At 55.3% G+C, this 13,641-nt stretch carries 9 protein-coding genes and 1 pseudogene; 4 read left to right on the forward strand and 6 right to left on the reverse strand.

Annotated elements, in window-relative coordinates; all coding sequences use genetic code 11:
* Nucleotides 1-127 precede the first annotated feature (127 nt).
* A complete protein-coding gene (locus FXN63_RS27000) occupies nucleotides 128-337 on the reverse strand; it encodes a hypothetical protein (protein ID WP_246165049.1) in 210 nt (69 codons plus the stop codon).
* 10 nt (nucleotides 338-347) lie between these two features.
* Between FXN63_RS27000 and FXN63_RS06480 the strand changes: the two genes are divergently transcribed.
* The 4 genes from FXN63_RS06480 (at nucleotide 348) to FXN63_RS06495 (ending at nucleotide 6,516) form a co-directional block, all read left to right on the forward strand.
* Nucleotides 348-1,088: an enoyl-CoA hydratase/isomerase family protein gene (locus FXN63_RS06480; protein WP_246165050.1), complete on the forward strand. Its 741-nt coding sequence runs from the start codon at nucleotides 348-350 to the stop codon at nucleotides 1,086-1,088.
* A 36-nt stretch (nucleotides 1,089-1,124) separates the two neighbouring features.
* The gene (locus FXN63_RS06485) at nucleotides 1,125-2,093 is read left to right on the forward strand and encodes an NAD(P)H-dependent flavin oxidoreductase (RefSeq protein WP_148813829.1); all 969 of its coding nucleotides are present in this window, start codon (nucleotides 1,125-1,127) and stop codon (nucleotides 2,091-2,093) included.
* Nucleotides 2,094-2,217: 124 nt separating this feature from the next.
* Nucleotides 2,218-3,390 (forward strand): alpha-hydroxy acid oxidase, encoded by a 1,173-nt coding sequence (locus FXN63_RS06490; protein ID WP_148813831.1) that lies wholly within the window; start codon nucleotides 2,218-2,220, stop codon nucleotides 3,388-3,390.
* Nucleotides 3,391-4,428: 1,038 nt separating this feature from the next.
* On the forward strand, nucleotides 4,429-6,516 hold the full coding sequence (locus FXN63_RS06495) for an AAA family ATPase (RefSeq protein WP_148813832.1): 2,088 nt from the start codon (nucleotides 4,429-4,431) through the stop codon (nucleotides 6,514-6,516).
* Between the two features lie 36 nt (nucleotides 6,517-6,552).
* On the opposite strand, the pseudogene FXN63_RS27005 reads toward FXN63_RS06495, so the two are convergent.
* The 5 genes and pseudogenes from FXN63_RS27005 to FXN63_RS06520 form a co-directional block, all read right to left on the reverse strand.
* A pseudogene (locus tag FXN63_RS27005) lies at nucleotides 6,553-7,388 on the reverse strand (IS5 family transposase).
* Nucleotides 7,389-7,433: 45 nt separating this feature from the next.
* Nucleotides 7,434-7,970: a hypothetical protein gene (locus FXN63_RS06505; RefSeq protein ID WP_148813834.1), complete on the reverse strand. Its 537-nt coding sequence runs from the start codon at nucleotides 7,968-7,970 to the stop codon at nucleotides 7,434-7,436.
* 701 nt (nucleotides 7,971-8,671) lie between these two features.
* Complete coding sequence (locus FXN63_RS06510; RefSeq protein WP_148813836.1) at nucleotides 8,672-9,952, reverse strand: hypothetical protein; 1,281 nt, start codon at nucleotides 9,950-9,952, stop codon at nucleotides 8,672-8,674.
* Nucleotides 9,953-10,234: 282 nt separating this feature from the next.
* Nucleotides 10,235-12,361, reverse strand: coding sequence for an SWIM zinc finger family protein (locus FXN63_RS06515; RefSeq protein WP_148813838.1), 2,127 nt, complete (start codon nucleotides 12,359-12,361; stop codon nucleotides 10,235-10,237).
* A gap of 136 nt (nucleotides 12,362-12,497) precedes the next feature.
* Entirely contained in the window at nucleotides 12,498-13,640 is a 1,143-nt protein-coding gene (locus FXN63_RS06520) for a VWA domain-containing protein (RefSeq protein ID WP_148813839.1), read from the reverse strand.
* Nucleotide 13,641 lies beyond the last annotated feature (1 nt).

Consider the following 13,641-nt stretch of genomic DNA (forward strand, 5'->3'; position numbering starts at 1 on the left):
GCGTTCCTGTAAGGGCCAGATCCGCCGTAAGGGTAATCGCCGTCTTAAATTACCGATGACTAATACCTAGACTTTGGCCCCATACGCCCTGGTCTTGATGCCTCCCCGCCAAAGGCCGCTGCGGCCATCACCGACCGAGGTTTTGCATGTCCAGTTCCAGCACGTCTCCGCTTGGTACATCCGTGTCCAGCGCTTCCGCATCTGCTGCGGCTACGTCCGGCAGTTCTGCATCTGCTGCAGCTACATCCGGCAGTTCCGCATCTGGTAAGTCCACATCTGGTGCGACCACATCCAGCACGCCGGATGCCGCAGCAACATCCCCCGTTCTGCTCGACATCGATGGCCCCGTGGCACGTCTCACCTTCAACCGTCCCGCCGTGCTCAACGCGCTGGACGGAGCAATGGCAAGCGCCTGGCAAGCCGCCCTGCAAACCGTTCGCGACACTGCCGGGCTGCGCGTATTGGTGATGCGCGGCGCAGGCCGCGCCTTCATGGCGGGCGGCGATCTGGGAGCCTTGCAGCAAGACCCGGTCGCCAAAGTGCAAGCCTTGCTGCCCGTCGCCCACGACTGCGTGCGGATAATCACCGATCTGCAGATACCCGTCGTAGCCAGCCTGCACGGTGCCGTAGCAGGTGCCGGCGTCAGCATCGCGCTTGCCGCCGACCTTGCCATCGCCGCCGAGAACACCCAGTTCACCCTGGCCTACGCCCGCATCGGAGCCAGCCCCGACGTAGGCGCAACCTGGCACTTGCCGCAGGTCGTAGGCCTGCGCAAAGCCATGGAAATCGCCATGCTGGCCGACACGCTGGATGCACAGGAAGCCTTGCGGCTGTCACTGGTGAATCGCGTCGTGCCGACCAATGCGCTCGAAGCAGAAACCGATGCGTTGGTGCAGCGCCTGGCCAACGGCCCGACCGCCGCCTACGCAAAGATTCGGCACCTGCTGAGGGATGCGGGTCAACGCAGTTTGTCTGCGCAGCTGGATGCGGAACAGGCTGCTTTCGAGGCCTCCGCGGCGACCGAGGACTTCCAGGAAGGCGTGGCGGCGTTCCTGGGTAAGCGACCGGCTAAGTACACGGGTCGCTGACGCATTGGTCTACACACATTCTCTTCCAAGGTCGTCATGACACTTCCAGCCATTCTGCAAAACCTGCGCTTGCCCGTCATCGCCTCGCCCATGTTCATCGCCAGCGGCCCTGAACTGGTCATCGCGCAATGCAAAGCCGGCATCGTCGGCGCATTCCCCGCACTGAACGCCCGACCGGCAAGCATGTTGGACACTTGGCTTGGCGACATAAAAGAAGCGCTGGCCGAACATCGCCGCCTGAACCCCGACGCCATCATCGGCCCGCTAGCGGTCAACCAGATCGTCCACCAGTCCAACACCCGCTTGGCAGAGGACATAGAAACCTGCGTGCGCCATCAGGTGCCCATCGTCATCTCCAGCCTGCGCGCGCCGCCAAAAGAAATGCTGGACGCCGTGCACAGCTACGGCGGCATCGTGCTGCACGACGTGATCTCCATCCGCCATGCCAACAAAGCGCTGGAAGCCGGCGTCGACGGCCTGATCCTGGTCGCAGCCGGGGCGGGCGGACACGCGGGCACCTTGTCGCCCTTCGCGCTGGTAGGCGAAGTGCGCCGATTCTTCGACGGCCCGGTCGTGCTGTCAGGTTCCATTGCCACCGGCTCCGCCGTGCTGTCCGCGCAAGCCATGGGCGCAGACCTGGCCTACATCGGCACCCGCTGGCTGGCCAGCCGGGAATCGAACATCGGCGACGCCTACCGCCAAGCCATCATCGACTCGGCTGCGGACGAAGTGATCTACACGCCCGTGTTCACCGGCGTGCATGGCAACTATCTGAAGCGCTCGATTGTGGCTGCGGGTTATGACCCGGCAGCGTTGCCCACTGAACCTGCCAAAGCAATGGACTTCGGTTCAGGCGGTGGCAGCGAAGCAAAAGCTTGGCGCGACATTTGGGGCGCAGGGCAGGGCGTAGGCTTGATGGACGACGCGCCACCGGTGGCGGAGTTGGTGGATCGGCTGCATGCGGAATATGTGGCGGCTCGCGCTCGGCTGAATGCGTTGGCTTGAATACCGCCTGGCATCGTCCAGGCTGCCTGGACGGGCCGGTTTGCGCGGTGTTGGCTAGGGCACACGCTAGGCGAAGGTCTTTGGAAAAACCACTATTCTTTCGGAACTCTCGAAGGAAGCAAACATGACAGTCATCACCTCGGTCGAAGACCTGCGTATCTTGGCCAAACGCCGCGTGCCCCGGATGTTCTACGACTACGCGGATTCCGGCGCTTGGACCGAGTCCACCTACCGCAACAACGAAACCGACTTCGGCAAGATCAAACTGCGCCAGCGCGTCGCGGTCAACATGGAAAACCGCACGCTGAAAAGCACCATGATCGGTCAGGAAGTCTCCATGCCTGTGGCGATTGCACCCACCGGCCTGACCGGCATGCAGCACGCCGACGGCGAAATCCTGGCCGCACGCGCTGCTGAAAAATTCGGCATCCCGTTCACGCTCTCGACCATGAGCATCTGCTCCATCGAAGACGTAGCCGAGAACACCAGCAAACCCTTCTGGTTCCAACTGTACATGATGCGCGACCGCGCCTTTATGGAACGCCTGATCAACCGCGCCAAAGCCGCAGGCTGCTCGGCGCTGGTCGTCACGCTCGACCTGCAAATCCTCGGTCAGCGCCACAAAGACATCAAGAACGGCCTTTCCGCGCCGCCGAAGCCCACGCTGCGCAACATGATCAACCTGGCCACCAAGCCGCGCTGGTGCCTAGGCATGTTGGGCACGCAACGCCGCACCTTCCGCAATATCGCGGGACACGTGGACGGCATTGCGGACATGAGTTCGCTGTCTTCGTGGACCGCTACGCAGTTCGACCCCGCGCTGAGCTGGGACGACGTGCAGTGGATCAAGGAACGCTGGGGCGGCAAGATGATCATCAAGGGCATTCTTGATGAAGAAGATGCCGAGATGGCCGTTCGCTCAGGTGCGGATGCGCTGATCGTGTCGAACCACGGAGGGCGTCAGTTGGATGGGGCGCTGTCGTCGATTGAGGCACTGCCGCGCATTGTGCGGACGGTGGGTGATCGCATTGAAGTGCATATGGATGGTGGCGTGCGTTCAGGCCAGGATGTGCTGAAGGCCGTGGCGCTGGGCGCGCGTGGGGTTTATATCGGCCGTGCGTTCTTGTATGGGCTGGGTGCGATGGGTGAAGCGGGCGTGACGAAGACGCTTTCGCTGATTCGCAATGAGATGGATATCACGATGGCGCTGTGCGGGCTGCGTGACGTGCAGAATGTAGATCGGAAGATTTTGGTGCCGGGGACTTGGAATGAGGGGAGTTCGGTCACCTCGCGCTGACTGCATGGCCCTGAATATTTCGTGCAGGTTTTTGAGATTGCTTGGTGTGGCTTCCGGTTAACCGGAGGTCACACCAAGATATAGAGAAATCGCCGAATATTGGATCGATCAAGATTCGCTTGATAAGTACAGCCGATAGCAATTTATAGAACAGTTCTTCAAGCTTCCTGGCATTCATGTGGCCTCGTAAAAATTCTTGTTTCTACGTTAGCTACGGCGATAGTAATTTTGAAATAAATTGAGTGAGCTGGGGGGCACGGTTATGCTGAGCATGTCCGCACGGTGCAGCTGATGAAGACTACCTGTATAGCACTTTGATCCGAAATCAATGGTGTTGACCATATTTGTGTGCATTAATTTATTTTTGACTTGGTTTATTCGTGGTTTGAGGGTCTTGTTGGGAGATGCTGGGTATTATCTTTTCATGTGCTAGGTTAAATATGTTATCAATGACAGGAGTAAATTGTGCCAGTATCTGCATCGTCCGTACAGGTTGGAGAATATTTCATTACCTCCAGCGGTCAGCTGCGAAAGGTGACGCAGCTTGATCAAGATGGGAAAGGGCGAGGTCGTGTCTATTATTTGAGCAAGAGCGCAAATATTACAAATCAAAGCTTCCATCCTGGACACAGTGTTTCTAATCCTCCGCTTCTGGAGAATTTTGCTAATGACTGTGCGAAGCTGCTAAGCAACGCAGATGTTGTTGCCTTCAGGAGCAATAATATTATTCTGCCGGGTGAATAATTTGTAATTGTTTATTTAGGTTGACGTCTCTGTATGCGGATTGCGGACGGTAGACGTCCACTTTCACTGGAAATGTGTTGCATCATCCGAGCTGACCTCTCTTCTAGCTTTTGGCTAAATGCGGGGTAGGTCTGCAAGGTCTTTGACTTACTAGCCCTTGATCGCCTAGGCGTGCTCGGCAAATAGTTTGATGTTTCGTTGATGTTGCATGCGTCCAACCGATTCGAAAGCTATTGATTTTCATCTAATTGGAGATGCCGCGTGATCGAGTCTACAACCTCTTCGGGAAATAGTATGAAGTTGATCAAGTACCGGGTTACAAATTTCCGATCTGTGAGGGATAGTGGCTATATCGATGCTGGTGATGTCGCCGCATTAATCGGTGTTAACGAATCGGGGAAGACAAATTTGCTGCTTCCGCTTTGGAAACTTAATCCTGCTCGTGAAGGCGAGATTCAGCCGACATCAGACTATCCGAAGACCATGTTTGCCGATGTGCGAGACGCACCAGAAAAATATAAATTTATCAGCGCCGATTTTGACGTCGCCCAGTTCAAAGAGAATCTAATAACCATTACGAACCTCGACGGTGCACAACTAGAAGTTGTTCGTGTTGATAGGTACTTCGATGGAAGCCACAAAATCTCGTTTCCCCAGTATGCTCCCAAGACGACAGTCGCTGCATCGGAGATCAAAGGCGAATTGGCGAATTTAGTCTCGGCTATTCAGCGAACCGACGCGCTCAAGAGCGAAGATCATCTTAAGTCAACGATCGTTGAGAACGTTCGTGCTTTGGCAGAGTTCACTGATCAGTACTGGACGGCTCAGGATCTAGATACTGCCATCGAGTCCTTAGGAAAGTTACTGCCAGACCAGCCAGCCAAGACGTCAACGATTGTTCCTCGTCTTCAGCAGACGATCGACGTGATGGGCTTATGGCTGTCCAACATCAAGTCGCCTACACCGGAAAATATTGAGGGCGTTAGGGACCTTGTTCTGAGCGCGATCCCTAAATTTGTCTACTATTCCAACTATGGAAATCTGGATTCGGAGATTTATCTGCCGCATGTGGTCGATAATTTAAAAAGAGGGGACCTTGGCGCAAAGGAAGCGTCTAAGGCGCGGACCCTCCGCGTGCTCTTCAGTTTTGTTCGTCTCCAACCCAAAGAGATCCTTGAACTTGGTCGCGATTTCAAAGATCTAAATAACCAGAATCGCCAGCCCACCGCAGAAGAAATTGCTCAAATAGCTGAACGCAAGCGAGAACGCTCAATCTTGCTACAGTCTGCAGGCACGACTCTAACCAAGGAGTTTAAGTCTTGGTGGAAGCAAGGCGACTATCGTTTTCGATTCGAAGCCGACGGCGATCACTTCCGCATTTGGGTTTCGGATGACCGACGCCCAGAAGAAGTAGAGCTTGAGAATCGCAGTACGGGGCTGCAGTGGTTCCTAAGTTTCTACCTCGTATTTTTGGTCGAAAGCCAGGGTGATCACGAGGGCGCAATTCTTCTGCTCGATGAGCCAGGACTATCTCTTCATCCACTCGCTCAACGCGATCTTTCAGCCTTTTTCGATGGACTGACGAGGACTAATCAGATCATCTACACGACGCACTCGCCTTTCCTCGTCGACCCAGATCGGTTGGATCGAGTGCGAAAAGTCTATGTTGCTGCGGATGGCTCCACCGAGGCATCACCAAACTTGCGTCAGTCGGGCGTTGACCCGGCACAGGCCGGCGCAGCATATGCCGTGTACTCAGCACTCAACCTGAACGTCGCTGAAAGCCTTTTGTTAGGTTGCCTCCCGATCGTTGTCGAAGGTGCCTCCGATCAACATTATCTGACGATGATCAAGGCTCTTCTTATTGGTTCCGGGAAGATCAAGCCTCGCCGCGAGCTTGTGTTTCCCCCCGCAGGCGGAACTAAGACGTTGAGAATTACCGCGTCTATCTTGACCGGCCGGGACGAGAGTCTTCCAGTCGTTCTGTTAGACGGTGACCAGATGGGTCTTAGAATGGCGACTGAGTTAAAAAGCAGTCTTTATAACGGTGAGGAAAAGAAGGTTCTGACAACAGAAGAGTTCACCGATTTCAACGGATCGGAGCTAGAGGATCTGATACCACATGAGCGTTTTGTCGAGGCGGTGGACCGACATTTCCGTGCATCGGAACAGCAGTTCTTGGAAGTCGCTTCGAAAGAGAAACCAATCGTGCCGCAGGTTGAAGCCTGGGCTAAGAGTGAAAGTATTGAACTTACGGCTGGGTGGAAGGTTGAAGTAGCTAAGCGGGTGAAAGTTGTCCTGCTAACCAAGGGAATTGGTGAAATCGACGATGGTCTGGTTGAGCTATGGGTCCAGCTCTTTAGCCGATTTGAACCCTCTTAAACTCACTCGCTCTAGGCGTCAAGTCCCATGCGCAGGTCAGCGAAGCCTTTCATTTAGATCTAGAGCATGTCGGGAACTTCCCGCAGCGGCCAAAATCTGTGTAGCGGCGGGAAGCATCAGGATAGAGAACACCTAAAAATGCAGCCCGCTCAAGACTGAGGAGAAGCGCTCATAACCTCGTGTAAAACGGTGGCAGCATGCTAGCCAGTCGAAACTGCGTTCGACCACCCAACGCCTGGGCAGCAAGACGAAATTTTTCTTGACTGCGGGCAGCTCAAGGATCTGTAGATCAATCCAGCGGTTCAGTGCTGCCTGCTGGGCGTTCTCACCCGTATAGCCTTGATCGGCCCACGCCAGCTTGAATGTCTCAACAGTGACCTGCTGAACCGCATCGCATAAGACCTAGACCTGCGCACGATTTTGCTCATCGGCCGGGGTGACGTGAACGGCGAGTAAATGTCCAATGGTATCGACACGCCGTGTGAACCTTGCTGCCGCGTTTGCGCTCGTAGACATCGTAGCCAGCACGTGGGCCACTGTCACAACTTGATTGCAGCGTTCGGCCATCCAGAACGATCGCGCCGGGATGGCCTTTGGGTCGTTTTGCAGCGCGAACGACCGGCCGCAGGTCCGATACCATCACCTCAAAACAACCTGCTTCAACCCAGCGCCGACACTGCTGGTAGACCGCTTCTCAAGGAGGAAAATGTATCGGCAGCATACGCACTGCGCGTCAGTACGTACGATCCAGCGCAGCGACATCGCACAGTTCATGTTGACGCTGTGGCGCAGCCGTTTCCAACAGCGTCAGATATGGGCTGCAATCTCCATTTTTCATCGATGACACGGGTGGAATAAGGCTTGCGAAACATCCGGAAATTTTAGCTATGAACCAACCCTGAATTTCATAACGCGCCCTAGTAGAATTTATAGCCATCTCTAAAATTAATTCCATTAATTGCTTGCTGGTGTTCCATTCCATTTCCATCTAAAGCTGTGATGATGATTGTCATAGCATCCGTTCCGCGAGGAGTAGTTACTGTGATAGAGGTGTGACGTCCGCGAGATATTTTAGGGAAATTAAATTCTTTTGAAAAAACATCTGATTGCAGATTTACGTTATAGCAATCTCCACCTCGATTGTGAATCTGAAGTCTGTGTTCTGGATCTTGTCCAGATATCAAGGTGCGACCGGATGGCTTAATGAAAAAAATTGGTTTTGCAAGTTTTGTTGGGATGCTATTTTCTTTCACGATAATTGAGCCCACAGCGATGTCGCCGGAGCCTTGGATATTCACGGCATTTCTAGTAGCGATCTGATTGGTAGTGGGAGGGTCCTTTTCTTTAGTCTTGTTGCGTAAAAAATTAAAAATGGCGCTTATTGCAACAACTCCTGCGCCGCTAAAAAACCATTCCTTGTTTATGCGTATAAAATCGAGCATCGCTTGAATCATTTTGTTTATTTTCTATGGGTTTCGGAGATTATTTGTCGCTAATTATTGATGTTTTTATGGATATTGTGGTGTTTTCATATTTTTTTTGTCAAGGGGGAATAAGTGTATAGAAAATAAAATTCGCAGAAAGCCGGACGCAGAATTAATAATCCAAGCATAGACCATTGCCTACGTTCAATTTTCAATGCTTGGTCGGCAGCACAAAGCCCTTTCCTCGCCTCGGTCAGTTTGGCGCTCTGCAAGTCGATGCCATGTAAATCTGCCGCCTGCTAGGCGTTTTCACCCAATAACGATATTCCGTTCATTCCAGCTCCACCGTATCGCGCGTCCCTTGCTGGACGGCATCACACAAAACCTAGGCGCGCTAGTTCCTGTTTACTGGTGAAATTCATATGGACGACCAGTAATGGCCCCATCGTGCTGACTGCCATGTGCACCTTATATTAAAATACTTAAATTTTAAATTCTTGTTAGCCTATGCGTGTCTCGCTTCCGCAATTTTATTTTAGTTTACGGACGCAAAAGCGTGTGAAGCTGCAGCTCAGGCGCTTACATCGGCGTTATATACAGAGCCGCGAAGCTCCGTTCTTCATCGACAAAGTCAGCATTCGGCACGGTTGAAAAAATTACATCAAATATCTACCCGCAGTTTTTTGAATAATACGCTCTAGACTTGAGGTGCTCCACTATTAGTTGGCGGGCTATCGAGTTAGTTGAATTAGATCCCAAGACCGAAGGTGTGCAACGTCCTTTAAACGCAGCAATCCTTCGCGTTTTTCCAAGAGAAACTGCTCCTGCCGAGGTGGCAGGCAAAGAACGGCTTGAAACTCCTCTGCCGCGATTGTGTTGAGAAGATTCTGGTAATTAGGTTCGTCAAAATTGAACGAAATGCCATCAACCAGAAATAAAGTTAGTCGCTGTTTGGCGACTTCCCGTGCCTTAGCAATGAAGAGATCAAGAATAACCTTGTCGGTACTACTCTTCGACAGTGATGAAAGCGGAAGCCATGAATTTCCGTCGGAAAATTGGAGTTCAAAATGGGGCTTGCCGTTGATCTTGAATCTCAGCTGAACATCAGTGCCGTGTTCATTGTCTTCATAGCCTTGAGCTATACGATATTTACCAGGCAATAACTTCCCAACTGCCAGACTGAGAAGTGCGTGTACGGTACTGTGGTCTATATTTAGCAATCTCATCAAAAATTCGACATCGTCTTCATCTGTTCGTTGCTCGGCGTCGTTCGAACTGCAAAGTATCACCTCAATATCACCCGGCGGGAGGAGGCAGGGTGTCGATCCTTCCCGTCGTCTAAAGTGTCCAGCATCGATGTCAAGTTGAACGACCTTGTCTAATACATCGACCGTCGTGTATAAAACTTTGCCCGACCACGTGGGTAAATTTGATGCTGCGCGCGGTCCCTGGCTTTGAGAGAGCATCCGACGAGCATTATGTGAGTTTGTGATCGAGGCCGCGAGCTCAAGGAGTACGGACTTCCCGCTGTTTGAGGGGCCGTGTAGAAGATTGAAGCGCGATAGCTTTATCTGTAGCTTTGCTGATACCGCGAATGGCAAGAGCGTGAGTTCGATGACATCGACCCAGCCTCGTGGAGACGGAACCTGATCAACCTGCTTTCTGGCGCGTGCTTCAACCAGTTTCTTCCAATTAAACAGCTTCTCCGCCGCGAACTCTTTTCCTCCTTTCTTGTCGATCAGGTCGCCATGGACGGCGCAGCACCAGAGACCGTTCTCTGCACTCCGGATGAACGCTTCGTTTTTGCCACCACGACCTCTCGGCCCATCCTCTGATGCACTATATATGTGCGCCGCTTTTCCCATATTTATCGCGCTAGAGTCCACTTCTGCGGGTGCAGCGGTGGAATTATTGCATCTAGGGAGCGAACATTTTCCGTTTGCGCGCTTGAATAGATCGAGGGGCACGCCGGACAGGAAATCCCATCTTTCAGGCTTCGTGTTGATACTCATACTTTCTCCATTAATCCTGGCAGCCATTAGTAACTGCTGTGCGAGCTCGCCTCAAGTTTCCAAAGCGAGATTATTTGAGAGCTGACAATTGTTTGTTCAGCATGTAGGGCAATGGAACATTGCTTCGTTAGTGCTAAAACTGACCATCATCCTTAAGCTGTCGGCTAAAACTGGTATGGGTCAGCAGCTTCTGGCGATATCAGCACTACCCTGATGCAGAGCGAAACTAACTTTCATCGGAACTGATTCTTTGCGCTGAGTCGGTTTGCCGTCAACCAAAGTTCAGCGAATGGCTTGAATGAAACACGCTACGTTACCGAAGCTTGCCGGACCGTTGGGACCAGAGTCGCTCGTATTTGAGCTCGTCGACCAGTTCGATAGATAATCTGCGCCCTGGCGATAACCGGCTTCGTTAAGGCTTTCTGCGACAGTTCGGGCATGGTGCCGCACGCCCGCGTTGTTTGGTCCAGTACGGCGACCTACGTGCACTGCTCCGGCGAGCAGTTGCAAAGCCTGCTCTAGCGGTGTGGCAGCGGCGTTTTCGTGGTGGGGAAGGGAATTTGAGGCAGCGCCTGCTGGTACCGCCTCCAGATCCGGCACCAGCAGCCGGTCCGCCATTATCAACCACGGGTCGCAGATCAAGTTGTCGCTTTCCACGTACACCGGGCCGACGATGCGACGCAGTTTGCCGTATTGGCCGCTTAACGCCCTCGTGAGAGCTTCCAGTGCTTGGGGGGCTACCGCATCGTAACGCCGCTGCAGACGTAGTACACCTCCTTCGTTGGTCAACTGTACTGCCCCATGCCAACACTGTCCTCCCTCAGCCAGCGCCTGTCCAAGCACTTCCTCAATCTCAAACACCCGAACATCGCCGGTCGCATCATGCCGACGTACAAAAGCCGGTGGACGTGCGGACAGCGTTTCGATCAGCTCATCGACATTCGCAACCATTAAGGGCGCACGCAATGCGGCGTTGCCGTCGTAGGGCATGGTTTGAGTCAACCCGCCACGCTGGCTACCCAGCACCAGCCTGCCGTCCACACGACGTTTTCCCGAACTGGTCAGAATCTGCCCGTGCGCGGCCGCAGACAACGACATGCCTGAAGAAAACTGGCGTTGCGCCAGCACCGCAGTGGAAGGCAACTTGGTGTCACGCGCCTGCGTAATACGACGCTCCAACACCATCACCGCACCAGTATCTAAGTCAGCCAACATCACACTGGCATCGACCTGCCCAGCATCACCGCGCAGGCGTGCGCCCAAAGAAACCAAGCGGGTGCGGCTCATTGCGGTTTCCAGCGATTCGCCGATACCTAACGCCACGCGTGGATCAGTCGTACGAGTGCGGGCGTAAAGCTCGGTGGCGTACTGCAATGCCAGCATTTCGTTGTGACGCGCGCTGCGGGCGGCGTAGGCGTCGATCTGTTGGGACAAGCCGTCCAGCGCAAGCAGGTATTGCACTGCCCCCAGCGTAGTAGCTGCGGCGCGGGCGTCGGCCAGGGGTTGGGCGAAGGCGTCGGGGCCGCTGCTCAGGCCTACGTCCAACAGTCTGGCCAGCAGGGCATCGCCTGCGACGCGCAGTGCGTCCAGGCGAGCTTCGGTTTTGGCGTCGAGCTGATTCCCGACCTGGGTGTCGTTTGCCCCTGTGCCGGAATCAATCGGCTCAAGACGCGTTTCTGTCGCGCCGCGTGCCTGCTTGAACGCCTGGATCGCCAGCGCAACGTGTACACAGTTTCCCCCCGCCACGCAGTCGCAGCGGGCGTAGGCCAGTACGTGCGGCACCAGGAAGCGCACGGTGGCCATGGGCAGGTGTGCGGCGGGGATCGCGCCTTGTTCCAGGCGCACGTCCAGCCGGGCGGCGCGTAGCCGTGTCAGTTCGGTACGCAAGGGGGCGGACAGCGACGCAGTGAATGCGTCGGCGTCCAGCTCCGCTGGGTCCCAAGCGGCACGGGCCGCAGGCGAGGTGGTGCCAGAAGTGTTTTTGCGCGCGTCTTGGTCAGGCGCTGTACTCGTACTGCTGCCAGTCGCTGTGCCTGCGTCTTGGCCCGCCTCGGTTCCTGCATCCTGGCCGGCGCTTGTCGCTGCGTTCGTGCTTGTGCTCGCAGCGGTCTCAACGTCAGCACCACCGCCCGCACTCTGCTGCGCCTGATACGCCAGCACCAGCGTCACCCGATGACGACAAACACCACTCGCCGGGCAGGTGCACGTTGCATCGATCAGGCTGCGATCAGGTGCGAGCTTTGTCACCGTGCCGTCGGCAAAGTCGGCCTGAACCGAACCGTCGTCGCTCACCGTGATCGTGGGTGCCTTGCCCTCGGCCACATCACGTCGGCCGCGCTTGACCAAGCCTACATTCGCCAACTGCGCGAGCCCATCGTCACTCAAGGCGAGCAGATCGTGGCGGATCATGGGTTGTGCGTCCGAGTGCTCAGGGACGCATTGCCTGCGAGCATGTTCGCCGGCCGTTTGCCTGCAGACGCTTGGTTCACAGTCCAATCTCGTGCAGTCTGCATCGCAGCGCACAGCTTCATTGTCGTCGTATCCATCACTGTCCAATCTTCTCCGCCAACCATCCGGCCAATTCCCCCGGCGTCATCGCACCGACTTCCGCGCCCGCTGCCACCAGCCGATTCGCCATGTCCCGGTCATAAGCAGGATTGGCATCCGCATCCAGCGCGGCAAGCCCCAGCACCAAGCTGCGCTGGCTGGTCAGCGCACGCACGCGTTGGACCAGCATCTGTTCACTCGCGCCTTCATAAAAGTCGCTGATCAACACCACAATCGCACGCTCGGGGGTTTCGACCAGACTCGCGCCGTATCCCACCGCTTGCTGAATATCGGTACCGCCACCCAGCTGCACTTTCATCAGTAGTTCACATGGGTCTTCCACATCCTTGGTCAGATCGACCACCTGGGTATCAAAGGCCACCAAGTGAGTTCGTATCCCAGGAAGGTTCCACAGGCATGCCGCGGTGACCGACGCATGAATCACCGAGCTGACCATTGACCCGCTCTGGTCCACCAGCAGAATGACCTGCCACGGCCGCAGGTGCCGCTGCGACCGCGCGAAGAAGTGCACGCGTTCGACGGTGACGCGTTTGTTCACGGGGTCGTAGTTGCGCAGGTTGTCGCGCAGGGTGCGGCGTAAATCCAGGTTACGAGCACTACGCAGTCGTGTATGCCGACGACGGTCCAAGGTGCCTGAGAATGCGACCGCCATGTCTTTGGCCAGTTTCTCCATCAGCTTGCGAACGACCTCGGCAACCAACTGCCGCGCCAGTTGCAGAATGTCTGGCGACATCAAATGCTTGGTGCGCAACACCGCGCGCAGCAGGGTTTCGTTGGGCTCGGCGCGTTTCAGTACGTCGGGGTTGGTCACGACGTCATCGATGGCAAAGCGTTCGATGGCGTCGCGTTCCAGGCGTTCGATGGTTTCTTTGGGGAACAGGCGATGGATTTCGTTGATCCAGTCTGGCGTGCTCAGCCGCGAGCCTTCGCGGCCACCTTGTCGGCGCAGGTTGCGTTCGTCCTGACCCTCGCCGCGCTGGTATAGCCAGTCCAGCGAGGCGTCCATGGCAAGTGCGTCACTGCTTAGCGTGCAGCCGGCGGCGCTGCATGCGCCGTCGGCTGACTCGCCCAGAATCAGGCGCCAGCGGGTCAGCGTGTCGAGTGCGGGTGGGGTGCTCATG

Origin of the sequence: Pigmentiphaga aceris, from assembly GCF_008119665.1 — a bacterium.
Classification (GTDB): domain Bacteria; phylum Pseudomonadota; class Gammaproteobacteria; order Burkholderiales; family Burkholderiaceae_B; genus Pigmentiphaga; species Pigmentiphaga aceris.